The organism is Mammaliicoccus fleurettii (assembly GCF_003970575.1).
Taxonomy (GTDB): domain Bacteria; phylum Bacillota; class Bacilli; order Staphylococcales; family Staphylococcaceae; genus Mammaliicoccus; species Mammaliicoccus fleurettii.
On the sequence record NZ_RXWZ01000009.1, the window covers coordinates 15,357 to 41,661 of the forward strand.

Genomic DNA, 26,305 nt, shown 5'->3' on the forward strand with positions numbered 1-26,305 from the left:
TCCTACGTTATTTAATAAAATTCATTAAAATAGTTGTTAAAATAACAGATGCTACTGTTACGGTTGTAAATCCACCGATAATCATTGGACTTAGTAATTCATTAAATACATCTTCTCTATCTTCTTCGTTGTCTGTAACTGAACGACTGACTTCTTCGCATAATATAAAATCACCTGGGAAACCATATAGTGCAGTTAATGCAACAGGTAAAGCTTTAGTAGGTCTCCAACCGATTAATTTCGCGCCAACAAAGCCTCCTATTAAAATGCCGATTGTACCAATAACAAGAATAGATAATATTGCAGGTAGGTATTCCCATAAGTCGTGAGGTTTAATACCTCCCATAGAACCGATAACGATGAGAATAATAATAACCATCATAATTGTGAATGATTGGTTGCGTTCCATTTCTTTTTGTTCGAACAAACCAATCTTCAATCCAATTACACCAAATAATAAACTAAGTAGTGTGTAATGAATGCCAGTAAATTCTCCAATAATAAAAGCAAAACTTGCTAATAAAAACATAATAAAGAGTCTAATAACATTGTTTTGAAGTAATGGACTTTTACTAAAAATCGTTTCTTTTTTATCTTCATTTTTATTAGAGATATTCGCAACGTTCTTATCGTGCTCTCTATTTGCAAGATAATATTTTGAATAACGTTTCATAAGTATTGAACTAAGAGGCATGCCAATAACACCTTGCAAAGCCTGAACAATAGCAGGTAAAACAATTAAATTAGCTAATCCTAAATCTTGAAGTTTCTCTACAGTAATAAGAAGTGCAACAATACCACCCGCAATAGGACCGACACCAGAAGCTGCTGTACGGAAATCAAACAGGAGTGTAACGAAAATTAAAATTAAAGTAGTAGAACCAATAATCCCAAAAATTGAAATGACAACCGCTTTCCATTGAGACTTAAGTATATGAAGCGGCATCATAGTACCCATATGCATAATAACTGGCGCAATAACAAGTGCACCTAGTGAAGGTAAAATTGCATTATCAAGTATTTTTGCTGGTAAAACACCTGCCCAAGATAAGAGTAAATAACTGACCATAGCAGTTAATAACATTGGAACACGAGCCTTTGTAACATAAGAAATAACTTCACCTAGAACAATTAATGCAAATAGTATAGTAGCAGAAATAAGCGGTTCACTAACCATTAGCGTTCACTCCCTTTTTAAGTTAATAAGAAAACCTTAGCACATAAAAATGCAATAGTTAATACTATATTCAAAATATTTTGAATATATAGACAAATATTACACAAATAAGTTCCAGCCATATATTTTTAGAATGAAAATATTGCATTAGGAATTTTATGATTGGAGCTTTTTATAAAAATAATAAGCGTAAGAGGTGTTGTAAGGGACAAAATTCCGAGAAATGTCCGTAAGAACTAGTGTCTAAGGAGCACAATTCAGAATTATGCCAGTAAGCGCAATCCAAAGTCACATCTATAATATTCCACAAAAATAAAACTCCCTCAATCCGTATTTAAGTTCAACGGTTTGGGAGAGTTGCTTTAAGTATCGGGATGAAATCTCATTCTCATACTCATATTAAAATATTAATGTGCTGTTGATTGTCTACTTTTATTTATATAATAAGCAGCTAACAACAGGATAATCCATAATGGTGAAAACATTAATGCTGTACGTGTGTCTTCTGCAAAGAACAGCATCACGAGTACGAATGCGAAGAACACTAATGATACATAAGAACCAATTAAACCAAATGGATTTTTAAATTTAGATTTTTTATGTAAATCTGCATCTTCTTTTCTGTACTTGATATAACAAATTAAAATAATAGACCAGATAAAGATAAAGAATATTGTTGCTAGTGTTGTTACAAGTGTGAACACATCATCAGGTATGAAATAATTTAATATCGCTGCAAAGAACAATACGACGCCTGAGAAGATAAGTGCTGGATATGGCACACCTCTTTTATTCGTTTTACTTAATCCTTTTGGTGCGTGACCAGTTTGTCCTAATCCATAAACCATTCTACTGTTACTAAATAATCCACTGTTTGCAGCACTTGCAGCAGATGTTAACACAACAAAGTTTACAATACCTGCTGCTGCGGGGATTCCAGCTAATACAAATAAGCTAACAAATGGACTTTCTGCTGGATCGATTTTATTCCATGGTGTAATACTCATGATAATTAATAAACTCAATACATAAAATATTAATATTCTATATCCGATAGAATTGACTGCTTTAGGTAAGTTCTTTTCAGGATCTTTTGTTTCACGAGCAGTTACGCCGACTAGTTCTATCCCAACAAAACTAAACACTGCCATTTGGAAAGCGAGTAAGAAGCCCATCGCACCATTCGGGAAGACGCCACCGTGTGAATATAAATTATGGAATCCTGATTGAGTACCATTACTTGATTTAAAACCATTAAAAATCATCCATAAACCAATAACAATCAATAAGACGATCGCAATAATTTTTATGAGGGCAAACCAAAACTCTACTTCACCAAATAGTTTCACTGTCATTAAATTTAAACCTAATAAAATAACTACTGTGGCTATTGCTGATGCGTAAGAGGGAATGTCTGGATTCCAAAATTGAATATATTTAGCTACAGCTGTAATATCGGCGATTCCTGTCGCTACCCAACAAAACCAATACGTCCAACCAGTTAAAAAGCCAAATAGATGACCTAAATAATGTTCTGCTATATCAGTAAATGAATTATAATCACTATTTGAAAGTAATAGTTCTCCTAATGCTCTCATCATAATAAATAAGAAAAAGCCAATAATAATGTAAACTAATAAAATTGATGGACCAGCTAATGAAATACTTTTACCAGCACCTAGAAAAAGGCCAGTACCAATAGCACCACCAATTGCAATTAATTGAATGTGTCGATTCGACATACTCCGTTTTAATTCATGATCTTCCATATTTATTCTCACTCCTTAATCTCATTAACACATATGTGTAAAATATGATTTAAAAATCAATATAAAAATCATTATACTACTATTATTTGTGTTCTCATATCAATAATAATACATATTGATATTCCACTACTAGAGGAAAATGATTATATCGATATGTAAACGTATACAAAATATAATGGAAATATAATCGAAAGGGGAAATTAAGATGAGAAATATTTTATTAGCATGTTCAGTGGGAATGTCTACAAGTTTATTAGTAACGAAAATGGAAGAAGCAGCAGAAAGCAAAGACATACAAGTGAATATTAAAGCTATGTCCAGTGACAATGCTTTTCAAGCTTTAGATGAATATGATGTTCTGTTAATTGGTCCACAAATGAGATTTATGAAGAAAAAATTTATCAAAGCTGCTGAAGAACAAGGGTTAGAAATGCCAATTGAAACAATTGACTCAGTGAGTTATGGAAGAATAGATGGGGATGGCGTACTCAAACAAGCTTTATCATTATTAGGGGAATAGGTGATAAAAATGCAAAGTACTTTTATGGAAAAGTTAGAAGACGTATTACTGCCAATAGCAGATAAATTAAATAACAATAAATATTTAGCATCTTTACGTGATGGTTTTATGATTGCTTTACCATTAATTATATTTGGTTCTATCTTTGTCGTAATTGCAAATTTTCCATTTTTAGATAAATTACTATCTGAAAGTCAGTTTGCAGCATGGCAAAATGCAGTTGGACCAGCATCAGCAGCAACGCTTTCAATAATGGGGCTATTTGTCATTATCGGAATAGGATATAAATTAACTGAACGAAATGGTTTGGAAGGGATATACGGAGCGGTAACAGCTCTAAGTGCAGTTCTAATTTTAACTCCTCAGGTAGTAGGAAAAACTGAAGGCGTTATACCTACAGAAATATTAGGTGCAAAAGGAATGTTCCTGGGCATTATCGTATCAATTATCACTTCAGAGCTATATAGTTTCTTTACGAAAAAAGACATTACGATAAAAATGCCTAAAGGTGTGCCAGATCAAGTATCTAAATCATTTAGTGCATTACTTCCAGTAGCATTTACTTTAACTATATTTTTAGTGATAAGAATATTAATTGCATTAACACCTTTTAATACATTACAAGATTTAATCTATACAGTTGTACAAGAACCACTAACAGCATTAGGAAAAGGTTTGCCAGCTACGATTGTTGCTGTTTTATTCATTCAAATATTTTGGTTCTTTGGATTACACGGACAAATTATTGTCAATACAGTGTTTGATCCGATTTGGTACTCATTAAACAATGAGAACTTCGAAGCATTTCAAAAGGGATTAGAGTTACCAAATATAATAACTAAACAATTTATAGATACATTTTTAGTTGGTATGGGTGGAACAGGAGGAACAATAGCAGTTGTAATTGGTATTTATTTACTTTGTAGAAGTAAACAAAACAAAGAAATTGCAAAATTGGGAACACCAGCATCTATATTCAATGTAAACGAACCGATTTTATTTGGATTACCGATTATTATGAATCCATTAGTGATTATTCCTTGGATTATATCACCAGTAATTATAACGATTGTAAGCTATTCAGCTATGTATATTGGATTTGTACCAAAACCTTCAGGGGTTATTGTGCCATGGACTACACCTATATTTATAAGTGGTTATTTAGCAACAGGAAATGCATGGCAAGGTGCAGCGCTACAACTCGTTAACTTGTGTATCACATTTGTTATTTGGTGGCCATTTTTAAAATTATTAGACAAAAACTATTTAAAACAAGAATTGAAAAAGTAATATAGGATGGAGGAATTTACGATGGCGACCTCAATTAATGAGAAAGCATTTCAAATCATATTATACGGTGGTAATGGACGGTCAAGTGCTATGGAAGCAATTCAATGTGCAAAAGAAAGAAATTTTGAAGAAGCAGAAGCATTAATAAAAGAAGCAGAACAAGAAATAAATAAAGCACATAAATATCAAACTGAATTATTACAAAATGAAGCACAAGGTAAAGAAAGTGAATTGAATTTATTACTTATTCATTCACAAGACCATTTAATGAATGCAATTACAGTCAAAGATTTAGCAAATGAAATGGTAGACTTATATAAGGAGATGAAATCATGACTAAATATGTATTTCCAGAAGATTTCTGGTGGGGAAGCGCTGCTAGTGCAACGCAAACTGAAGGTACTGATTCAATCAAGGATAAAACTATATGGGACAAATGGTTTGAAGAAGAACCCAATCGTTTTTTTGAAGGTGTAGGGCCGAATCATACATCAGATTTTTATCACCAATTTAATGAAGATATAAAATTAATGAAGGAAACTGGTCATAATTCTTTCCGATTATCTATCTCTTGGACGCGGTTAATGGATCAAGATACGAATGAAGTTAATCAAGAAGCTGTTCAATTTTATAATCATGTTATAAATGAATTAAAAGAAAATCATATAGAACCTTTTGTGAATTTATATCATTTTGATATGCCATATAAAAAGCAACAACAAGGTGGTTTTGAGTCATTAGAAGTAGTTGATTATTATGTGGATTATGCTACAAAATGTTTCGAGTTATTTGGTGACCGTGTTAAATATTGGTTTACATTTAATGAACCAATTGTGCCTGTAGAAGGTGGTTATTTATATGATTTCCATTATCCAAATATTGTAGATGCAAAGAGAGGATTTCAGGTTGCATTTAACACTGTACTTGCGAATGCCAAAGTAATTCAATCGTACAAAGAAACTGGTTATGACGGAAAAATTGGTATTATATTAAATTTAACGCCATCATATCCACGAAGTGAAAATGAAGAGGATGTTAAAGCAGCTGAAATTGCAGATTTATTCTTCAATAGAAGTTTCTTAGATCCTGTAACGAAAGGCGAATATCCAAAAGCTTTAGTAGATATATTGAAAAATCATGAACTGGTACCTACTTATACGGAAGATAATCTCAAAACAATTAAACAATATACGGTTGATTTACTAGGCGTGAACTATTATCAACCAAGACGTGTTAAAGCGAGAGATACAGTCCCCAATCCTAACGCACCATTTTTCCCTGAGTATTACTTTGATAATTATGAAATGCCAGGTAGAAAAATGAATCCATATCGTGGATGGGAGATTTACCCTAAAGGTATTTATGACATTATGATCAATTTGAAAGATAACTACAACAATATAGAAAGTTTTATTTCTGAAAATGGTATGGGTGTGGAAAATGAAGCGAGATTTATAGAAGATGGTCAAATTAATGATACTTACCGAATTGACTTTGTAAAATCACATTTAATATGGTTGAATAAAGCTATAAAAGAAGGTGCGAATTGTACGGGGTATCATATGTGGACATTTATGGATAACTGGTCATGGATGAACGCTTATAAAAATAGATATGGTTTTATTTCTGTAGATATTCATACGATGAAAAGAACAATCAAGCAAAGTGGTAAATGGTTTAAAGAAGTTTCTTCAAGCAACAGTTTAAATGACTAATATGAAATAAAAAGAAAGATATTAGGAGAGAGCGTGATGGAAACCAGACACCTCAACATTGTTAAAATATTATATCAACACCAACATGAATATATGAATAGTGATGCAATTGCCAAATTATTAGGATTATCTTCAAAAACGATACGCTCACATATAAAATTTATTAATGAAGCGAGTAATGATTTTGGTTTCTCTATACTAATTAAAAAATCAAAAGGTTATCAACTCCATATAATAGATGAAGGCTTATTTAATTATTTCTTAAATGAAAGATTTTTAAAAGATGAAAATTTAAATTTTAACAATCAAGATAGTAGAATTCGTTATATTATGAAAAAATTATTGTTAGATGACCATTACACTAAGTTAGAATCATTAAGTGAAAGTATGTTTGTGAGTGTAGGAACTTTAAAAAATGATTTGAATGAAATGAGAAAGATACTATCTCAATATGAAATTGAAATCGTAAGTCGTCCGAACTATGGTATGAAAATAATTGGCAAAGAATTTCAGATAAGATACGCTATTGCTCAATTTTTATTAAATAATCAACATGTAAATATAGGTTTTACAGAAGATGATATTAAAAGTGTAAAATCATATCTAATTAAACTATTGAGTAAATACAAAATAGAAATTCCGGAAGTAAAGCTAGATAATTTAGTAACACATATTAACATAGCAATTGTTAGAATAAGAAATGAACTCATGATAGAACAACAATTTCAAATTGAAGAACAACAATTACCGAACAAATTAAAATCATTCTTCGAAGAAATGATACATTTTATAGAGTACCGTTTTGAGTTAATTTTACCTAAAAAGGAAATGGATTATTTATATATTCACTTTGTGACGACAGGTATTATGAACGAAGTGAGAAACATACCTAGAAATAAAATGATTGAAACTATGATTAAACATATGTTAGATCATATAAAACGTATCTTTTATTTGGATTTAACTTCAGACAATAATTTGAAGAAAAATTTATATTTGCATTTATGTACTTCGATTAATAGATATAAATATAAAATGAACATTAGAAACCCGATGTTAAATGAAATTAAGCAAAACTATCCCTTTGCATTTGATTTAGGATTAGTGGCTAGTAAAATGATTGAAAAAGATTTAAAAGTTCAAATATCAGAAAGTGAAATAGGTTATTTAGCACTTCACTTTGAAATGGCTTTAAATCGAATAGAGACAGATAAAGGGAAGTTGAATGTCATACTTGCTTGTAATTCAGGATTAACGAGTTCGCAATTGATAAAATATAAATTAATGCAGAATTTTAGCAATCAAATTCAAATTTCTGAAATTGTTGAGTTATATAACATTCACAATACGGGTCTTGAACAAGCGGATTTAATTATTTCAACAGTACCAATAAATGATAATGTAGATTTACCAATACTATATGTAAATCCAATTATGTCACAACAAGATTTAGATAAAATTCAAAAGTTTATTGATTTAAAAGATACTCACCATTTAGATGAATTAATTGAAATTATTGAATTAAAAACAAAATTGGACAATAAAGAAGATTTATTAAAATATTTAAATGTTCAATTGGAGAAAAATGATTTAATTTACAGTGGATTTATAGATAGTGTAAAAGAAAGAGAACATCATGCATCGACTGCATATGGAAATTTAGTAGCTATTCCTCATCCGGTAATGCCATTAGCAAAGCAAACATTTATTTATATGATAACTATGGATAAGCCAATCGCATGGGATGATAAAGAAGTACAAATTATATTTTGTCTTGGTTTGAAAAAAAATACAACAATAAATCTTGAAAAAATGTATCAAAACTTAACAGACATTATTAATGATTATAATAAAGTTTTAAATTTAATAGGATCAAGCTCTAATGCAGAATTTTATAAAGTCTTTTCGCCTCAGCTTAGTCAATAATAAACAATTAAGAGTAAACTTGTATGACAGATTCTGTCATATAAGTTTGCTCATTTTTTTGTTCGCTTTGAAATAATCATTCAGAGAAGGGTATATTATGGATATAAGAAGTAAATATGACCGATAATTTATATAACACTAAAAATCTCCTATAAAGGATAGTGAATGGAAATGACATTATTAAAGGTGGATTACGTTACGAAGTATTTTGGAAAGTTCAAAGCGTTAAATGGCGTTGATTTCATAGTTGAAGAAGGGGAAATCTTTGGCTTTATTGGACCTAATGGATCTGGTAAATCTACAACTATCAAAGCAATTTTAGGGATGCTTAAACCAACGAGTGGCTCTATTGAGATTTTTGGAAAAGATGCTTGGAAAGATGCAGTTCACATTCATAAAAATATCGCTTACGTTCCTGGTGATGTCAATTTATGGCCAAACTTAACTGGTGGGGAAGTTATAGACTTATTTTTAAAGTTAAGTGGTACAAATAATGTAGAAAAAAGGGATGAATTAATTGAAAAATTCGATTTAGATCCTACTAAAAAATGTGGTTCTTATTCTAAAGGGAATCGGCAAAAGGTAGCGCTCATTGCAGCTTTTACAACAGATGCAAAGCTTCTAATATTAGACGAACCAACTTCTGGTCTAGATCCTTTAATGGAAAAAGTATTTCAAGATTGTGTATTAGATAAGAAAAAGGAAGGAAAAAGTGTACTATTATCTAGTCATATTTTAAGTGAAGTTGAAAAACTGTGCGATAGAGTTGGCATTATTAGAAAGGGAGAAATTGTTGAAATGGGTACGTTAGATGATTTAAGACATTTAACAAGAATGCGTTTTGTTGTCCAAACTAATGAAGCATTGATGAATTTGGACCAACAGACAGGTATCCATGATATTTTTAATGAAGAAAATACGTATCACTTTCAAGTAGATTCTGAACATGTATCAAATGTCATTAAATATTTAAGTCAATTTGAACTGTTGAAACTTGAGAGCATGCCACCTACTTTAGAAGATTTATTTATGACTCATTACGGCGTTGATATTGAAAGAGGTGAATAGCGATGCATAATCTCTTTAACGGAGTCGGTAAACTAACGTTATTTTACTTAAGAACGAATAAATGGAAAATGATTTTTTGGATAATAGGGATAGTTGCATTAACACTTATAATCCCACCGACATTTTATGAAATGTATCCAAATAAAGCTGATATGCAACCAATTGTTGAAACGTCTAAAAACCCTGCAATGGAGGCTATGTTGGGTCCAGGTCAATTTGACCAAGTTTCAGTTGGTGCATTGTTCACGCATGAAATGATGCTCTTTACAAGTATACTTGTTGCAATCATGAGCATATTGCTCGTCTCTAAAAATACACGAGGTGATGAATCTGATGGCCGTATTGAAATGATAAGAGCTTTACCAATAGGAAGAGTTTCGCCTTTAATCAGTTCGATAGTCATTATGATAATAGTTAACTTAGCGATTGCTGTGATATTGTCTATAACATTACCTTTACTAAATATAGATAGTATAACTTGGCAAGGTTCTATATTATATGGTGTTTCACTTGGGTCTATAGGTATCTTATTCGGTATGATTACAGCTATATTTGCTCAGTTAACAGAAACAAGCAGCAGTGTTACTGGATTAAGCGTAACAGTGTTGTTGTTAAGTTATTTAGTACGCGCGGTAGGTGACGTCATAAATGATAGTATATCTATGATTTCTCCACTTGGATGGTTAACAAGAACGTTTGCATATTCTGATAATAATTGGTGGCCAGTTGTTGTTATGATAATCACTGCAATATTATTTTTAGTAATAGCAATGACACTTTATTTTAGAAGAGATATAGAATCTGGATTATTGCCATCTAAGCCTGGTAATAAACATGCACACAAAATATGGCTATCACCATTAGGAATGCAATTAAAATTGTACAAAGTAGGAATAATTTCCTGGGCAATAGGTATGTTTATATTTGGAGCATCTTATGGGTCGATTTTTGGAGAATTAGATGATTTTATTAAGAGCAATGAAATGTTACAGCAAATGCTTTCGAGTAATAGTGATGATTATGTAGAATCCTTTTTACCAACACTAATGGTTATTATGGCAATAGTATCAACAATTCCAGCTTTGCAAAGTCTCTACAAAATTAAAAACGAAATACAAACACATAGAATTGAAAATATTTTATCCAAAAAAGTTTCTAGAATGAAGTTATTAAGCAGTTATCTGCTAGTATCATTGGTTAATTCATTTTTAATGATATTTTTAGCAGCATTAGGCATGTATGTAGCACAAGCTTTCGTTTTAAAGGATCCTTTTGAATTTTGGACAATAATAAAGGCAGGAATCGTTCATGTGCCAGCGATAATATCCTTTGTGTCATTAGGTGTACTGCTTTTAGGATGGGTGAATAAATGGCATTTTGCTGTGTATTTATATTTAACTTATACATTTTTTGTTGTATATCTAGGGCAGTTATTAAATATTAAAGAGTGGCTAAAAAATATAACACCGTTTCAACATATTCCTGAAATTCCTGAAATTCCTGTAGAAGAAATGGATTTTTCGGGTATAAGTATATTAATCGTTATATCAGTCGTTTTGATTATTGTAGGGTTGATTGGATTTAATCGTAAAGACATTTCATAAAGGGGGTACCAAGATGACACATTTACCGAAAATAGGTAAACCGGCGACGAATGCTTTAGATAAGATTAATGTAACAACTTTGGAACAAGTTTCTAAACTAGACGATCATAATTTATCGAAATTACACGGTGTTGGTCCTAAAGCTATAAATATTTTAAAAGAAGCTTTGAATGAACAAGGCATGTCATTTAGTAAGTTAGACGCTGATTTAAGCGACTTGGAATTTACAGTTCTCGGTGATTTGAAATGTGATAATGCGCCTAAACGACGAATTGTCCAGGATATTGTAATTGCATCTGTAGTTGGAGATGAACATTACCTTAACGAATGGTTAGCTGATGACTTTATATGGATAGTCCCGGGAGAATTTGAATTAAATGGTAAAGCAGCATTTATAGAAGAAATAAATGAGCACTTACAAAAAGTATCAAGTTTAGAAATAGCATCAATGCTCACACATGGCAAAGAAGCTTCTACTCATGGGACGATAATAAATCAAACAGGTGAAACAATACACTTTGCTGAAATATATGAATTTGAAAATCATAAAAAAGATTCTAAGATTAAAAAAATTACTTCATATATCATTATGAAGCCTTAATTTAATTAAAAATATTTATAGATTAAATACCTATATGAGTGAAATTATGGTAAATTATAGAGGTTATTATAAACTCTCGGAGGTTGAGAAATGGAAGCTACATTACCAAATTGCCCTAAATGTGATTCAGAATACACTTATGAAGATGGTGTATCATACATTTGTCCAATGTGTAACTATGAATGGACAGCTAATGGAGAAGAATCAGGAGACGCTGACAAAGCAATCATTAAAGATGTAAATGGCGTCGAATTAAAAGATGGAGATACTGTTACAGTAGTCAAAGACTTAAAAGTTAAAGGATCTTCAAATTCAATCAAACAAGGAACTAAAGTAAAAGGTATCAGATTAGTGGATCCAGAAGATGGACACGATATCGATTGTAAAATACCAGGATTCGGTCAAATAGGGCTGAAATCATCTGTAGTTAAAAAAGTAAGTAAGTAGATTTATTTAATAAAGACTGAAGATAGACAATTAATTTGTCTCATCCTTAGTCTTTTTGTGTATAAGAATGTTGTTAAATCAGTTTATACTTTCTAATATTCTTTATTTATAAATTAATATCACTAGTTGAATATTTAAAGAATATAATAATTAATAGACTTTTTTAAGAATTTCGAAAATTAATTTGTTATGTACATATAATGATTTTTATGGTAAATATGGTATATAGAAATCGTTTTCAAATAATTTTAGGGGGAAAATACATGAAGGCTTATATGCAAAAATTTGCACAGTCTCTTATGCTACCTATTTCAATTTTACCGGTTGCAGGATTATTGTTAGGTATAGCATCTTTTATTGATTCGGGAGCAATTAACGGAGAAGGAAACAGTGTTGCTAACTTTTAGCAAATGGTGGATTAGCTGTTATTAACAATTTACCCATACTATTCGCTGTCGGGTTAGCGTTTGGGATGTCTAAAGATAAAAATGGTGCAGCTGCACTTAGTGGTCTTGTATCATTTTTAGTTGTTACAGAAGTTTTAAAGCCAGAGTCTATGGCGAAAGTATTACATGTTGCGGAGGATAAAGTAGATTTAGCATTTACAGGTATTAGCAATGTGTTTATCGGGATAATTTGTGGTTTAGTAACTGCAGCAATTTACAACAGATTTAAAGATACAAAATTACCAACAGCGTTTGCATTCTTTAGTGGTAAACGTTTAGTACCAATCTTATCAGCAGCAGCAATGTTGGTTATTTCAATAGCACTTATGTTTATATGGCCACCAGTTTATAATGGTTTAGTTGCATTCGGTGAGATGATAGCTCATCTTGGACCATTTGGTGCTGGCTTATACGGATTCTTTAACCGTTTATTATTACCATTTGGTTTACATCATGCATTAAACCAAGTGTTCTGGTTTGATATTGCAGGTATTAATGATATCGCTAATTTCTGGTCAAGTAATGGCGAGCAAGGTGTAACTGGTCGATATCAAGCTGGTTTATTCCCAATTATGATGTTCGGTTTACCAGCAGCAGCATTAGCAATTTGGAAAAATGCTGAAAAACGTAACAGAAAAGTAGTTGGTTCTTTAATGATAACAGCAGCAATTGCTTCATTCGTTACTGGTATCACTGAACCATTAGAATTTTCATTCTTAGTAGCAGCACCATTGTTATTCGGTATTCATGCCGTACTTACTGGTGTGTCTATGTTCATTGCAGCAACATTCCAATGGACAGCAGGGTTTACATTTAGTGCGGGATTGATTGACTACTTATTAAGCTTAAGTATTCCAATAGCTAATAAACCACTCATGTTATTGTTACTTGGACTAATAATGGGTGTCGTATACTTCTTAGTATTTGATTTTGCTATACGTACATTTAACTTGAAAACACCTGGACGAGACGGTTTGATGGAAGAAGCGGCTAAACAAGACCCAAGTCTTGTAGAAGAAGGCGATGATCAAACTGCAAACAATAGTAGAGCAAAAGTTTCTAATAAAACACAACTTATTTACGAAGCTATAGGTGGAAACGACAATATCGAAGTAATAGATCATTGTACGACAAGATTACGATTGACTTTAAAAGACACAAGTAAAGTAGATTTAGAAAAAGTCAAAAAATCAGGTGCACTAGGAAATAAAGTTATAAGCGATAAAAACATCCAAATTATAATTGGAACAGATGTACAATTTACAGCAGATGAATTATTGCAACTGCAACAAAATAATCAATAAATTATGAAACTGCCGACAAAGTAGGGAACTTTGCCGGCAGTTTTTTTGTGATTTTTTTACTGGAAGAGAGGAAGATAGAGATAAGTAAAAATATTGGAATTTAATAGGACTCTAAGGATGCCGAAACGCACGAAGACTGAGACGATATCGTGCGATTTTCTTATCTCATTTTTTTAAAAAAAATCTTCTTATCTCAACATTAATTCACTACAAAGTCTGGTTGTTCTCCTTGTAGTTTTTTAATTGTATTGTTTGCTACGATTCGTGCCATTTCATCTCTTGCTTCAAATGTAGCGTTTCCGATATGTGGTGTAAGTACTACATTATCCATTGTTTTAAGTTCATCTGTTATTTTTGGTTCGAACTCAAATACGTCCAATGCAGCGCCTTCGATTTCTTTTTCTTTTAGTGCTTCTACTAATGCTTTTTCATCTACAATTGGTCCGCGTGATGCATTGATAATATAAGCTATTTCTTTCATTTTTTCAAAAGCATCTTTATTGAATAAATGATGTAATTGTTCTGAGTATGCTGCATTAATTATGATGAAATCTGCTTGTTCTAACATTTCATCTAGACTGACATAAGTGGCACCTAATGATGCTTCTTTGTCTGGTTTTTTGTTTGGACCTGTATAAAGTATATTCATGTCAAATCCCTTGGCACGTCTGGCTACTGCAGAACCAATTTCACCTAGTCCTACTATACCGACAGTCTTACCGGAGACTTCCCTACCTCTAAAGAATAAAGGTGCCCAACCATTGAAACCTGTAGTTCTACATAGTTTGTCTCCTTCAGCAATTCTTCTAGAAGCAGCGAGCATTATACCTATTGTTAAATCTGCTGTTGCGTTTGTTGATGCTTTTGGTGTATTTGTAACATCGATGCCTTTTTCTCTAGCATATTTAACGTCTATATTATTAAATCCAGCGCCATAGTTTGCTATGATTTTTAAGTTAGATGCTTGATCGATTACTTCTTTATCTATATTAGTAGATAGTGGGCTTATAATTGCATCTACATCTTGTACACTTTGAAGTAATGTTTCTTTTGTGATTAATTTGTCCCCTTTAAATACATCTACTTCAAAATGTTCTTTTAATAAATTTAAGCCTTCAGTTGGTATTTCTCCTGTTATGAATACTTTTTTCATGTTGCTACCTCCTACAAATCTTAATATATATTAGCTATACCCTAGTGTAACATTTTCCATTCACTGAATTTGCGTACGATGATTTCAAAAGCTATATGATAGGGTAAAAAGCTTGAATATGAAACTTGATTGTAGAGTTCTATTGGTGAGCTGTTTACATATATATTGTAGCGTGCATTTTGTGCTAAGTAGTTGTCTTTTAAAGTTGTAAGAGAAATGTAGCTGATATTACGTGTATGCATAATTTCAATATTCTCTTTAAGATGTGGTGTTTCACCAGATAAAGAAATGATAAATATTAAATCGTCTTCTTTCATTTGATTCATTGAAATTTTAAGTTCACTTTCATCATTTATGACCATTACTCTTTTATTAATAGAAAGAAAATGACGTTGTGCATCTCTCGCGACATTTAATTGTGCGACACCTGTTCCATATATATAGATGTATGGTGATTTATCAATTTGTTCACTTATATAATCATAATCAATCATTTTTAAGTGCTTTATTGATTGTTGTAAATCTTGCTCGAGACTTTCTATGATATCGCTAGATGGTTTAGAAACTTGTTTGTTTAGTTTAATGTAAGCTTTGAAATCACTATAGCCATCAAATCCTAATTTGCGAGCTAAACGGTGGATAGAAGATATTGAAGTATGTGATAGATCAGCTATTTCTTGAATTTTTAAGCGATGAATCAAGTGAATATTTTGGTTAATCATTTGTATGATATGTATATCATTATCGTTAAGTCGTTGGTAATGCTCATTAATCAGTTTATCCAAAATCATTATAATCCTCCATTTGAAGTGAAAATATTTTTGTATTATGAAAATATAATCTAAGTTTACTATGTGATTTCTATTTACGTCAAACCTATTGGAAAATGTAAACGCTTCCTATATTGTGGAGTTAACTTGATACAGAAAAGGGGCTAATATATGAATGCAATTAAACGATTTGGTAGTGCCATGATTGTTCCGGTATTGCTATTTGCATTTTTTGGTATTGTTGTAGGATTTGCAACTTTATTTAAAAATCCAAATATTATGGGTGATATAGCAAATGAAGGCACAATGTGGTTTAAAATTTGGAGCATAATTGAAGCTGGTGGTTGGACGATATTTGATCATATGGAATTAGCTTTTGTAATAGGATTGCCGATTTCACTAGCTAAAAAAGCACAAGGTAGAGCAACATTAGCTGCATTAATGATTTATCTTGTATTTAACAATTTTATAAATTCTATATTAACACTTTGGCCAAAAACTTTTGGAGTAGATTTATCAAAAGGTGTTGAAAATTTAACAGGTGTTAAAGAAATAGCTGGAATTGAAACTTTAGATACAAGTATTATCGGTGCAATTTTCATATCAGCAATTGTTATTTGGATACATAATCGTTTCTATGATAAAAAGCTTCCTGAAATGGTTGGTATTTTCCAAGGGTTACCATTCGTCGTTATAATTGGATTCTTTGTTATGATCCCAATTGCTTTTATTGTTTGTACAGTTTGGCCGACAGTTCAAACTGGTATCGCATCATTACAAGGCGTAATGCTACATTCAGGATTTGTTGGAGTTTGGTTGTTCCATTTCTTAGAAAGAATTCTTATACCAACAGGATTACATCACTTCATTTACACACCGTTTGAATACGGTCCAGCTGTTGTGAATGGTGGCTTGAAACCTTACTGGATTGAACATTTAACAGAATTCTCTAATTCTACAAAATCACTTAAAGAATTATATCCATATGGATTCTTGTTACAAGGTAACATTAAAATGTTCGGTTGTTTAGGTATTGCTTTAGCAATGTTTGCTTCAACACCTAAAGAAAATAAGAAAAAAGTTTTAGCACTTGTATTACCTGCTGGATTGACTGCAATTTTCGCTGGTATTACCGAACCTTTAGAATTTACATTCTTATTTATAGCACCATACTTATTCTTAATTCATGCATTGTTAGGTGCAACGATGGTTACCATTATGTATCTCTTCGGTGTTGTTGGTATTCAAGGTGGTGGCGCAATAGAACTTGCTGCAATTAACTGGATTCCATTGTTCTCTAACCATGGCAGTACTTATGTGGCACAATTCATTATCGGTATCATATTTGTTGTCATTTACTTCTTTGTTTTTAAATTTATTATAGAGAAATTCAATATTCCTTTACCTGGACGAGTTGCTGATGACGGTGACGCAAAACTGTATACAAAAGACGATTATAAATCTAAAAAAGGTAGTGCAGATACGCATCTTGATAACAATGCATCTGAATATGATACAAGAGCCATTTACTTCTTAGAAGGTCTAGGTGGTAAAGAGAATATTAAAGATGTAACAAATTGTGCGACAAGATTAAGAGTAACTGTTTATGATGCAGATCTAGTAAAAGATAATGATTATTTCACACATAACCAAATGGCACATGGTGTTGCGAAAAGTGGTACGAACGTACAAGTTATTGTTGGGTTAAGTGTGCCACAAGTAAGAGATTCATTTGAAACAATGATTTAAACAAAAATTTGGAGGTCATGAATAATGAAGAAATTTAATATTACAGTAGCAGGCGGCGGAAGTACATTTACACCAGGTATTATATTAATGTTATTAGATCATTTAGAAGATTTTCCAATTGATACAATTAAACTTTATGATAATGATGGAGAAAGACAACAAACTATAGCTGACGCTTGCGAAATACTTTTAAATGAAAGAGCACCAGGTGTTAAATTATTAGCAAGTACAGATCCTAAAACAGCATTTGAAAATGTAGATTTTGTGATGGCACATATCCGTGTAGGTAAATATGCAATGAGAGAACAAGATGAAAAAATTCCACTAAAACATGGTGTTGTTGGTCAAGAAACATGTGGACCAGGAGGCTTGTCATACGGTATGCGCTCAATAACAGGGGTGCTTGAAATTGTTGATTATATGGAAAAGTATTCTCCAGAAGCTTGGATGCTCAATTATTCAAATCCAGCTGCTATAGTAGCAGAAGCAACTAGAAAACTAAGACCAAATTCAAAAATATTAAATATTTGTGATATGCCAATAGGAATTGAAGAATTAATGGCTACAAATATTGGTTTAGAATCTAGAAAAGAAATGGTCGTTAAATATTATGGGCTTAATCACTTCGGTTGGTGGACAGATATTAGAGATAAATCAGGTAAAGACTTGATGCCTAGTATCATTAAACACGTAGAAAAGTTTGGGTACTCAACTGATACGGGCAGTGAAATGGAACAAGAAGCAAGTTGGAACGATACATTTAAAAAAGCACGTGACGTTCAAGCATTAGATAAAGATACATTACCGAACACATATTTGAAATATTACTTCTTCCCAGATTATGTAGTAGAACATTCAAACAAAGACTATACAAGAGCGAATGAAGTAATGGCAGGAAGAGAAAAGTTTGTATTTGGAGAATGTAAAAGTATTATTGAAAAAGGGACTGCAGAAGGAACAGAGCTAACAATAGATGAACATGCATCTTATATCGTAGACTTAGCCAGAGCAATTGCATTTAACACAAAAGAAAGAATGTTAATGATTGTTGAAAATAAAGGCGCAATATCAAACTTTGAGCCAACAGCAATGGTTGAAATACCATGTTTAGTTGGTAGTGAAGGGCCAGAACCATTATCTGTAGGAGAAATACCAAGATTCCAAAAAAGTTTAATGGAACAACAAGTAGGCGTAGAAAAATTGACTGTTGAAGCTTATGAAGAGCAATCTTATCAGAAATTATGGCAAGCACTCACATTATCTCGAACAGTACCAAGTGCATCCGTAGCAAAAGATATATTAGACGATCTAATAGAAGCAAACAAAGGCTATTGGCCAGAACTGAAATGATTTGAAAAAGCTGAGACAAATTAATTTGTCTCAGCTTTCTGTTTTGAAAGTAAAGATGAGGAGTGAGATAGGAGTTAATCGAAGAGATGGTCTAAGTTGTAGATTAACTCGGCAGTTAATAGAAGAGATGGGTAAAGTTGTAGATTAATTCGTTAGTTAACCGAAGAGATGGGTAAAGTTGTAGATTAATTCATTAGTTAATCGAAGAGATAGCGTAAGTTGTAGATTAACTCGGCAGTTAATCGAAGAGATGGCGTAAGTTGTAGATTAATTCGTTAGTTAATCGAAGAGATGGCGTAAGTTGTAGATTAACTCGGCAGTTAATCGAAGATATGGTGTAAGTTGTAGATTAACTCGGTAGTTAATCGAAGAGATAGCGTAAGTTGTAGATTAACTCAGCCGTTTTTCCCATACCATCTTTCTTTAATAGAAATCTTCTAAGTGATATAATTAATTCAAGAGTTATATATTTTTATTTAAAAATATAAGGGAGAATATCTATGTATATAGAGAGAAAGCCAACTATCAATTTAGCGGAATTAAAGAAGGAATTCACTAGTAATCTAGGGGAAATTGAATATGCACAATCATCTGAACAAGCTTTAGAAGAACTTTTTAATTTTATTGAATTACAACATAATTACGCTGCTGCTTTAGAAGAAATTGGTACTAAATTAAAAATTTTAGATGATGAATTTCAAGTTGCTTATAAGCATAATCCGATTCATCATATGGAAAAACGTGTTAAAGAGTTTCCGAGTTTAATTAAAAAGTTAGGACGTAAAGGGTTCCCTTTAAATGCTGATTCGGCAAAGAAAAATATTCAAGATATAGCGGGGATGAGAGTAGTTTGTAATTATCTTGAAGATGTATATACTATTGAAAAATTATTACTGAGACAAGCTGATGTCAAACTATTAAAAAGAAAAGACTATATCGAGAATCCTAAATTAAATGGTTATAAAAGTTTGCATATAGTTGTATCTATTCCAGTGTTTTTAGCTGAAAGTGTGCAAGTAATACCTGTTGAAATTCAAATTCGCACGATAGGTATGGACATGTGGGCGAGTTTAGAACATAAGTTAAGATATAAGAATACACACGTTTTAACTGAGCAATACCAAGAGAAATTAAAAGAATGCTCAATTGAAATTACGAATGTAGAACAAAAAATGCAAGAAATGAATGATGAAATTTATCAGGATGAAACGGATCATTTATTAAAAATAGATAAATAATAAGAGTGAGAGGTAGGTCATCGTAATGGTCTTGCCTCTTTTTTATTTTCATAATGTATTATAATCTTAAATAAACAATTATAGATTAAAGGAGTGGGGAACATGGATAGACATCCTAAAGTTGAAGCTTTTATGCAACGAGAGAAGAAATGGAAAGCAGAGTTTGAACTTCTAAGAGAAATTATTCGTGAGTGTGAGCTAGAAGAAGATTATAAATGGATGCATCCTTGTTACACATTAAAAGGTAAGAATGTGGTGCTCATTCATGGCTTTAAAGAGTATTGTGCACTTTTATTTCATAAAGGAACATTATTAAAAGATCCTCATAAATTATTAATACAACAAACAAAAAATGTACAAGCAGCTAGACAATTAAGGTTTACTAACGTTGAAGAAATTAAAGAACAAAGAGAGATGATTAAAGATTATGTTGTTGAAGCTATTGAACTTGAAAAATCAGGAGCTAAAGTTGAATTAAAAAAGACAGAACAATATGAAATGCCAGTAGAACTTCAAGAACAATTAAATCAAAATAAAAATTTAAAAGAAGCATTCTATAATTTAACGCCTGGACGACAACGCCAATATATTTATTATATTAGTCAAGCGAAGCGGGAAGCGACTCGTATGAGTCGAGTTGAAAAATATATTGATCATATTCTCGACGGAAAAGGTCTAAATGATGAATGATAATGTATAAAAATACTGAAAAATCAAATAAATCAATCCTTTCTAAGATACATTTTATAAAGAGTGTGATATTATAAAAGTGTTGACTACATTTAAGGGGGATTTAAATTGGCAGATTCAGTAAAATTATTAAAAACACTCACAGATATTAATGGTATATCTGGATATGAGTACAATGTTAAAGCTAAGATGAGAGAATACTTAGAACCTGTAAGTGATGAAATTGTAGAAGATAATTTAGGGGGCATTTTCGGGAAGAAGAATGCTAAAAATGGTTCTAAAACAATTTTAATCGCAGGACATTTAGATGAAATTGGATTTATGGTTACACGTATCGATGAAGATGGTTATATTAAATTTACGCCGATCGGTGGCTGGTGGAACCAAGTAATGCTTTCTCAAAAAGTTACAGTTACTACAGATGACGGTAAAGAATTAAGAGGTATTATAGGCTCTAAACCACCACATGTATTAACGCCAGAAGAACGTAAAAGTCCGGTAGATATGAAAGGAATGTTTATTGACTTAGGTGTTGGTAGTAAAGAAGCGGTAGAAAAATTAGGTGTAGAAATAGGTAACATGGTTACGCCATATTCAGAGTTTGAAGAGCTAGGTGATAGCAACTATTTAACAGCAAAAGCATTTGATAATCGCTTTGGTTGTGCGTTAAGTGTTGATGTATTAAATAAACTTAAAAACGATGAACTTGGTATAAATTTAGTTTCAGGTGCGACAGTACAAGAAGAAGTCGGTTTACGTGGTGCGAAAGTAGCAGCAAATAAAATTAAACCAGACTTATCAATCGCAGTAGACGTTGGAATTGCATATGATACACCTGGAATGAAAGGTCAAGATCATGAAACTAAACTAGGTGAAGGTCCACTTGTATTATTAATGGATGGAACGAATATTGGTCACGTTGGCTTTAGAAAATTCATTAAAAACGTAGCAAAAGATAAAGGGATTGACGTACAATGGGATAATATTACAGGCGGTGGAACAGACGCAGGGAGTATTCACGTTGCAAACGAAGGTACACCAACAATCTCAATAGGCGTACCATTACGTTATATGCACTCAAACGTATCGATTCTTCATAAAGAAGACTACTTAAACGCAGTAAAATTAGTAGCAGAAATCGTAAAAGCATTAAACGACGATACAGTAAAAGATATTATGTGGTAAATAGAAAAAGTGAGAGGCTGAGACAATTAATTTGTTTCGGTCTTTTTTTGAGCCTTTTTTATATAATCATCGCGACCAATAAAAAAGTTATAGCATAAATCCTTTAATAACAGGCTTTACATCAAGTATTATGACCAAGTAATAAATTATTATTAAAATAAAACAATATTTCTTGATTGAATTCAACTTTTTTGAAATAGATATTAATTGTAAAGTGTCTTGTTATGCTATATCATAAGTATTAGAGATGGAAGTATTTGATTCATTCAGGTGTTTCTTTTTTCTATATTTATTGAATAAAAGGACGTGGAGAATTATCGAAAAAGAGAAGAAGAAGTTGCTACGAAAAATGGTAAAGCCATTTGAAAATAACAATCTAAAGAAAAGTACAATACAAATAATAAATACATTAATTCCGTTAATAGCACTTGTAGTAGTAGGATTCTTAAGTTATCAATTACATTGGTCATTGTCGTTGATTTGTGGCGTTTTGGCTTCGGGATTTTTAATTAGATCATTCATTATCTTCCATGATTGTTGTCATGGATCATTTTTAAGTAAGAAAAAGAATAACGATTTATTAGGTAACATAACTGGACTTATGACGTTCTTCCCGTATGAAAAATGGCGTAGAGAACACATTATTCATCATACGAGTAGTGGTAATTTAGAAAAACGTGGTATTGGTGATATTTGGGTTATGACGATTGAAGAGTATCATGATGCTTCGAAATTTACTCAGTTTAAATATCGTATGTATAGACATCCGTTTGTAATGTTTATACTAGGTCCTATATTCTTATTGTTTATTTCTAATAGAATGAACGCAAAAGATGCTAAACCAAAAGAAAAACGTAATACTTGGATTCATAATATCGTATTACTAACATTCTATGTTGGTATGTTCTTCTTAGTTGGAGCCGTTCCATTTATGCTAGTATTCCTACCAATGCTATTTATAGCTGGAATGTTAGGAATTTGGTTATTTTATATTCAACATACATTTGAAGATGCTTATTTTGAAGAGTCATCTGAATGGGATTATGTAAAAGCAGCTATAGAAGGTAGCTCTTATTATAAATTGCCTAAAGTTATACAATGGATGACTGGTAATATCGGCTACCACCATGTGCATCACTTAAGCCCAAGAATACCAAACTATCAATTAGAACAAGCACATGAAAAGACACCACCATTACATCATGCAACTACAATTACAATCAAAGATAGCTTCGAATCTTTAAAATATAAACTTTATGACGAAAAAAATAAATGCTTTATCACTTTTAAAGAATATGCACATAGATTTAATAGAGGACATGCATAACATAGCTATAAATATATGAGGCCGGGACAAATTAATTGTCTCGGCTCTTTTTAGTGTGGAGGAAGTGGGCGATGTGTGGTTTGTGGATAGGCTTGGTTGTGGATCTTGATTGGGAGCTTGGTGTATATAGGTCGTGCGCTAACTTGTAATATTCTGGATAGTGCTCCTTAGGTTGTTCTAACTGGCAGAATTCTGGATAGTGCTCTTTAGAAAGATCTAACTGGCAGAATTCTGGATAATGCTCTTTAGAAAGTTCTAACTGGCAGAATTCTGAATAGTGCTCCTTAGAAAGTTCCAACTGGCAGAATTCCGAATAATGCTCCTTAGAAAGCTCTAACTGGCAGAATTCTGAATAGTGCTCCTTAGAAAGCGCTAACTGGCAGAATTCCGAATAGTGCTCCTTAGGAAGCTCCTCTTACGGACATTACTCGGAATTATGTCCCTAACGACACCTCTTACGGACATTACTCAGAATTATGTCCCTAACAGTACCTCTTACGGACATTACTCGGAATTATGTCCCTAACATAATGAAAATCCTCGGATATATGTCCCAGGATTTTACGTTTAACTTATCAAGTTCAAATCAAGCAAGTATATAACGCACGAAGACTCCAAAGATATCGTGCGATTCACAATCTAAATTATGAAGCCTGATTCTTAATGCTTTTTAAATTCATAGCTTTTATTTAATAGTACATAGAATAAGATGAATGCAACTGATAAGAATATATGTCCTAACCCTGACATACCTGCAATTGCTGGGCTAGCTTCTATACCTTTTATTGTCATAATTCCGTTTGTCATTTGCATAGCAACTGTTAATAGTAGACCTACGTGATACGTGATGAAGAACCAGTTAAATAGTTTGTGATTTCTTGTTAGGCTAAAGTTTTTCTCTATAAGTAAGAATACTAGAAACATGATTGTACCTAATACGAGCATATGTGTATGCGTAACATTTAATTGAGAGTAACCTTCGAAGTCGTTAGCTCTGCTCATTTCTCTATAGAATAGTCCACTTAATAATCCTAATGCCGTGTAAATTGCTGAACTGTAAAATAATCTTTTCATTATTGTTTCTCCTTTTAATTGTTTTTATTAACAAATAAAATATTAATACAAATATATGAACTGAATATGAACAACTATATAAAATATTTAAATGCTGATCAAAATTACTTGTCTCAGCTTTTTTGATGTTGGAGACATAGATTAAGTCCACTCCCAACTCTAAAAGTTCTTATTATTTGCATTGATGTGAAATGTTTCGGATTATAAAACGAAGTAGATTACACATCTATAACTTTAAGCAAACGCTTACAATATAAACAAGGAGGTTATTTGATTGCTTAGCAAACGTCAAAGAAATATATTGTCATATTTATCAGCTGAGAAGGACTTCGTAATGATCTCTGAATTGGCATCTTTATTTCAAGTTACTGAACGGACGATTCAATATGATTTGGAGTTTATTGAATCGTTTAAAAATGATTTGAATGTTGATGTTGATAGAAATAAAAGTTTGGGCGTCAAATTATCACAAAAAGAAAATTATAATGAAAATTCTAATGTCGAATTGGACATTCATTATTCTAAAAATGAAAGAAAAGAACAGATTATCTTAAGTTTATTTGAATCTTCAAGTCCGATTAGTTCTCAAAGTTTAGCTGATCTTCTTAATGTATCACGCCGAACGGTTGTAGATGATTTGAAGTCTGTACAGCTTTGGTTAGAAGAATATGCTCTTATTCTTGAATATAAAAAGAATAAAGGATTTGTTATTGAAGGTAATGAAAAGAATTTAAGAGAAGCTTATGCCAACGTGGTGAATGAGTATTTTCGTAAATCTACTGCTCAAATTGGAATTGAAATTTTTTCTAAAGATGAACTTGAAAAAATAAGACGTGCTGTCATTACAACAATAAGTGAACAAGATTTTCAATTAGTTCAAGTTGGTATTGATGGATTGATTTATCACATTATTATTGCAATTCATCGCGCGAAAAAGAAATTTGTTTTTGAAATTCCTGATGAAGAGTATGAGAGGTTAAGTAATACGGACGCGTTTAACATTGCAATTCAAATTACCACCGAGTTAGAAAAATTATTTGATATTGAGTTTCCTAAAAGTGAAGCTGCATTTATTACATTACATTTATTAGGTGCTAGGGTAAATAAATTTCATCAAGAAGAAACACAACAAAATTTATCTCATTTATCTAGTTTGTTCATTCAAAAAGTCAGTGCTCAAATAGGTATTCCGCTTATTCACGATCATAAATTGCTGACGGGTCTTGTTACACATTTACAACCCGCCATCCATAGAATGACTTTTAATATGGAACATTCAAATCCATTGAAAAATGAAATCTTAAAAGAGTATCAAGATTTAGTACAAGCGATTAAAAAATAAGTTTGGATATTAGAAGAAGGATATCAAGTTACGTTTAATGAAGATGAAATTGCATATTTAGCACTGCATTTTGCTTCTTCAATAGAACGATTATCTAGCGAAGAAACAACTCAAATTAAAGTCATCTTGTTATGTGGTTCTGGTGTTGGGACTTCACAATTGTTGAAAAGTCGTATTAAGAATATTTATCCAGAATTAGAAATCTTAGATGCTTTTTCAATTTATGATATTTCGGAAAGTTTTCTAAAATCACATGGAGTAGACTATATCCTTTCAACTGTACCGGTTGATGGCTTTTCAGTACCGACTATCGAAGTTTCACCATTTTTAAATAAAGAAGATAGAAATAAAATCAATCACATGATTAATGATTATAGAGAAAGATATATTTCTAGTTTCAAAATGGTTGGACCTAGCTTAGAAGATGTCATACCTGAACATCATATTCAAACACATATTAAAGCTACGAGCAGAAATGAAGCAATCAAAAAAAGTGTACAAACTTTAGTAGATGCAGACCACGTAAATAAACAATATGGTGATGAAATTGTTGACCACCT

The 26,305-nt window shown here is 31.8% G+C and carries 21 protein-coding genes and 2 pseudogenes; 18 read left to right on the forward strand and 5 right to left on the reverse strand.

The window, feature by feature from the left end:
• Positions 1-7: 7 nt before the first annotated feature.
• Positions 8-1,177, reverse strand: coding sequence for a hypothetical protein (locus CD129_RS00345; RefSeq protein WP_107509376.1), 1,170 nt, complete (start codon positions 1,175-1,177; stop codon positions 8-10).
• Positions 1,178-1,584: 407 nt separating this feature from the next.
• Positions 1,585-2,946 (reverse strand): amino acid permease, encoded by a 1,362-nt coding sequence (locus CD129_RS00350; protein WP_115337818.1) that lies wholly within the window; start codon positions 2,944-2,946, stop codon positions 1,585-1,587.
• 205 nt (positions 2,947-3,151) lie between these two features.
• Here CD129_RS00350 and CD129_RS00355 point away from each other — a divergent pair, with 205 nt between their 5' ends.
• The 10 genes and pseudogenes from CD129_RS00355 (at position 3,152) to nagE (ending at position 13,867) form a co-directional block, all read left to right on the forward strand.
• The gene (locus tag CD129_RS00355) at positions 3,152-3,466 is read left to right on the forward strand and encodes a PTS sugar transporter subunit IIB (protein ID WP_115337817.1); all 315 of its coding nucleotides are present in this window, start codon (positions 3,152-3,154) and stop codon (positions 3,464-3,466) included.
• 9 nt (positions 3,467-3,475) lie between these two features.
• On the forward strand, positions 3,476-4,756 hold the full coding sequence (gene celB, locus CD129_RS00360; protein WP_078358354.1) for a PTS cellobiose transporter subunit IIC: 1,281 nt from the start codon (positions 3,476-3,478) through the stop codon (positions 4,754-4,756).
• A 21-nt stretch (positions 4,757-4,777) separates the two neighbouring features.
• Positions 4,778-5,092, forward strand: coding sequence for a PTS sugar transporter subunit IIA (locus CD129_RS00365; RefSeq protein ID WP_078358355.1), 315 nt, complete (start codon positions 4,778-4,780; stop codon positions 5,090-5,092).
• On the forward strand, positions 5,089-6,471 hold the full coding sequence (locus CD129_RS00370; RefSeq protein ID WP_078358356.1) for a glycoside hydrolase family 1 protein: 1,383 nt from the start codon (positions 5,089-5,091) through the stop codon (positions 6,469-6,471). Before CD129_RS00365 ends, CD129_RS00370 begins: the two co-directional genes overlap by 4 nt.
• A 36-nt stretch (positions 6,472-6,507) precedes the next feature.
• Entirely contained in the window at positions 6,508-8,397 is a 1,890-nt protein-coding gene (locus CD129_RS00375; protein ID WP_115337816.1) for a BglG family transcription antiterminator, read from the forward strand.
• A gap of 171 nt (positions 8,398-8,568) precedes the next feature.
• Complete coding sequence (locus tag CD129_RS00380; RefSeq protein WP_107509231.1) at positions 8,569-9,465, forward strand: ABC transporter ATP-binding protein; 897 nt, start codon at positions 8,569-8,571, stop codon at positions 9,463-9,465.
• A gap of 2 nt (positions 9,466-9,467) precedes the next feature.
• Positions 9,468-11,069: an ABC transporter permease gene (locus tag CD129_RS00385; protein ID WP_115337815.1), complete on the forward strand. Its 1,602-nt coding sequence runs from the start codon at positions 9,468-9,470 to the stop codon at positions 11,067-11,069.
• Positions 11,070-11,082: 13 nt separating this feature from the next.
• Positions 11,083-11,670, forward strand: a complete 588-nt coding sequence (locus tag CD129_RS00390; RefSeq protein ID WP_115337814.1) for a helix-hairpin-helix domain-containing protein — start codon at positions 11,083-11,085, stop codon at positions 11,668-11,670.
• Positions 11,671-11,760: 90 nt separating this feature from the next.
• Positions 11,761-12,117, forward strand: coding sequence for a zinc ribbon domain-containing protein YjdM (locus CD129_RS00395; RefSeq protein ID WP_078358522.1), 357 nt, complete (start codon positions 11,761-11,763; stop codon positions 12,115-12,117).
• A gap of 263 nt (positions 12,118-12,380) precedes the next feature.
• Positions 12,381-13,867 (forward strand): annotated as a pseudogene (nagE, locus tag CD129_RS00400) (N-acetylglucosamine-specific PTS transporter subunit IIBC).
• 199 nt (positions 13,868-14,066) lie between these two features.
• On the opposite strand, the gene CD129_RS00405 reads toward nagE, so the two are convergent.
• Together CD129_RS00405 and CD129_RS00410 are read right to left on the reverse strand one after the other, a co-directional pair.
• Positions 14,067-15,020, reverse strand: a complete 954-nt coding sequence (locus CD129_RS00405; protein ID WP_115337813.1) for a 2-hydroxyacid dehydrogenase family protein — start codon at positions 15,018-15,020, stop codon at positions 14,067-14,069.
• A 41-nt stretch (positions 15,021-15,061) separates the two neighbouring features.
• Complete coding sequence (locus tag CD129_RS00410; RefSeq protein WP_107509193.1) at positions 15,062-15,811, reverse strand: MurR/RpiR family transcriptional regulator; 750 nt, start codon at positions 15,809-15,811, stop codon at positions 15,062-15,064.
• A 150-nt stretch (positions 15,812-15,961) separates the two neighbouring features.
• Here CD129_RS00410 and CD129_RS00415 point away from each other — a divergent pair, with 150 nt between their 5' ends.
• The 6 genes from CD129_RS00415 (at position 15,962) to desA (ending at position 23,329) form a co-directional block, all read left to right on the forward strand.
• Positions 15,962-17,539 (forward strand): alpha-glucoside-specific PTS transporter subunit IIBC, encoded by a 1,578-nt coding sequence (locus CD129_RS00415; protein WP_115337812.1) that lies wholly within the window; start codon positions 15,962-15,964, stop codon positions 17,537-17,539.
• Between the two features lie 24 nt (positions 17,540-17,563).
• Positions 17,564-18,889, forward strand: a complete 1,326-nt coding sequence (locus tag CD129_RS00420; protein ID WP_107509195.1) for a 6-phospho-alpha-glucosidase — start codon at positions 17,564-17,566, stop codon at positions 18,887-18,889.
• Between the two features lie 500 nt (positions 18,890-19,389).
• Complete coding sequence (locus CD129_RS00425; RefSeq protein ID WP_115337811.1) at positions 19,390-20,127, forward strand: GTP pyrophosphokinase; 738 nt, start codon at positions 19,390-19,392, stop codon at positions 20,125-20,127.
• 102 nt (positions 20,128-20,229) lie between these two features.
• Positions 20,230-20,817 carry a YdeI/OmpD-associated family protein gene (locus CD129_RS00430; RefSeq protein ID WP_115337810.1) on the forward strand — a complete coding sequence of 196 codons (588 nt, stop codon included), beginning with the start codon at positions 20,230-20,232 and terminating at the stop codon, positions 20,815-20,817.
• A 108-nt stretch (positions 20,818-20,925) separates the two neighbouring features.
• Positions 20,926-22,002 (forward strand): M42 family metallopeptidase, encoded by a 1,077-nt coding sequence (locus CD129_RS00435; protein WP_107509198.1) that lies wholly within the window; start codon positions 20,926-20,928, stop codon positions 22,000-22,002.
• A 349-nt stretch (positions 22,003-22,351) separates the two neighbouring features.
• Positions 22,352-23,329: a Delta(5) desaturase DesA gene (gene desA / locus CD129_RS00440; RefSeq protein WP_420897004.1), complete on the forward strand. Its 978-nt coding sequence runs from the start codon at positions 22,352-22,354 to the stop codon at positions 23,327-23,329.
• Between the two features lie 660 nt (positions 23,330-23,989).
• Here desA and CD129_RS00445 read toward each other — a convergent pair.
• Positions 23,990-24,403 (reverse strand): DUF2871 domain-containing protein, encoded by a 414-nt coding sequence (locus CD129_RS00445; protein WP_078357911.1) that lies wholly within the window; start codon positions 24,401-24,403, stop codon positions 23,990-23,992.
• Between the two features lie 334 nt (positions 24,404-24,737).
• Here CD129_RS00445 and CD129_RS00450 point away from each other — a divergent pair.
• Together CD129_RS00450 and CD129_RS13350 are read left to right on the forward strand one after the other, a co-directional pair.
• Positions 24,738-25,811, forward strand: a pseudogene (locus CD129_RS00450) (BglG family transcription antiterminator); the annotation flags it as partial.
• A gap of 96 nt (positions 25,812-25,907) precedes the next feature.
• Positions 25,908-26,305: PTS sugar transporter subunit IIB domain-containing protein (locus CD129_RS13350; RefSeq protein WP_478335182.1), on the forward strand; the 398-nt coding region annotated here is incomplete at its 3' end.

Coding starts and splice junctions, on each gene's coding strand:
- CD129_RS00345 (WP_107509376.1), bottom strand. CDS start 1,177: ATGGTTAGTGAACCGCTTATTTCTGCTACTATACTATTTGCATTAATT.
- CD129_RS00350 (WP_115337818.1), bottom strand. CDS start 2,946: ATGGAAGATCATGAATTAAAACGGAGTATGTCGAATCGACACATTCAA.
- CD129_RS00355 (WP_115337817.1), top strand. CDS start 3,152: ATGAGAAATATTTTATTAGCATGTTCAGTGGGAATGTCTACAAGTTTA.
- celB (WP_078358354.1), top strand. CDS start 3,476: ATGCAAAGTACTTTTATGGAAAAGTTAGAAGACGTATTACTGCCAATA.
- CD129_RS00365 (WP_078358355.1), top strand. CDS start 4,778: ATGGCGACCTCAATTAATGAGAAAGCATTTCAAATCATATTATACGGT.
- CD129_RS00370 (WP_078358356.1), top strand. CDS start 5,089: ATGACTAAATATGTATTTCCAGAAGATTTCTGGTGGGGAAGCGCTGCT.
- CD129_RS00375 (WP_115337816.1), top strand. CDS start 6,508: ATGGAAACCAGACACCTCAACATTGTTAAAATATTATATCAACACCAA.
- CD129_RS00380 (WP_107509231.1), top strand. CDS start 8,569: ATGACATTATTAAAGGTGGATTACGTTACGAAGTATTTTGGAAAGTTC.
- CD129_RS00385 (WP_115337815.1), top strand. CDS start 9,468: ATGCATAATCTCTTTAACGGAGTCGGTAAACTAACGTTATTTTACTTA.
- CD129_RS00390 (WP_115337814.1), top strand. CDS start 11,083: ATGACACATTTACCGAAAATAGGTAAACCGGCGACGAATGCTTTAGAT.
- CD129_RS00395 (WP_078358522.1), top strand. CDS start 11,761: ATGGAAGCTACATTACCAAATTGCCCTAAATGTGATTCAGAATACACT.
- CD129_RS00405 (WP_115337813.1), bottom strand. CDS start 15,020: ATGAAAAAAGTATTCATAACAGGAGAAATACCAACTGAAGGCTTAAAT.
- CD129_RS00410 (WP_107509193.1), bottom strand. CDS start 15,811: ATGATTTTGGATAAACTGATTAATGAGCATTACCAACGACTTAACGAT.
- CD129_RS00415 (WP_115337812.1), top strand. CDS start 15,962: ATGAATGCAATTAAACGATTTGGTAGTGCCATGATTGTTCCGGTATTG.
- CD129_RS00420 (WP_107509195.1), top strand. CDS start 17,564: ATGAAGAAATTTAATATTACAGTAGCAGGCGGCGGAAGTACATTTACA.
- CD129_RS00425 (WP_115337811.1), top strand. CDS start 19,390: ATGTATATAGAGAGAAAGCCAACTATCAATTTAGCGGAATTAAAGAAG.
- CD129_RS00430 (WP_115337810.1), top strand. CDS start 20,230: ATGGATAGACATCCTAAAGTTGAAGCTTTTATGCAACGAGAGAAGAAA.
- desA (WP_420897004.1), top strand. CDS start 22,352: ATGGTAAAGCCATTTGAAAATAACAATCTAAAGAAAAGTACAATACAA.
- CD129_RS00445 (WP_078357911.1), bottom strand. CDS start 24,403: ATGAAAAGATTATTTTACAGTTCAGCAATTTACACGGCATTAGGATTA.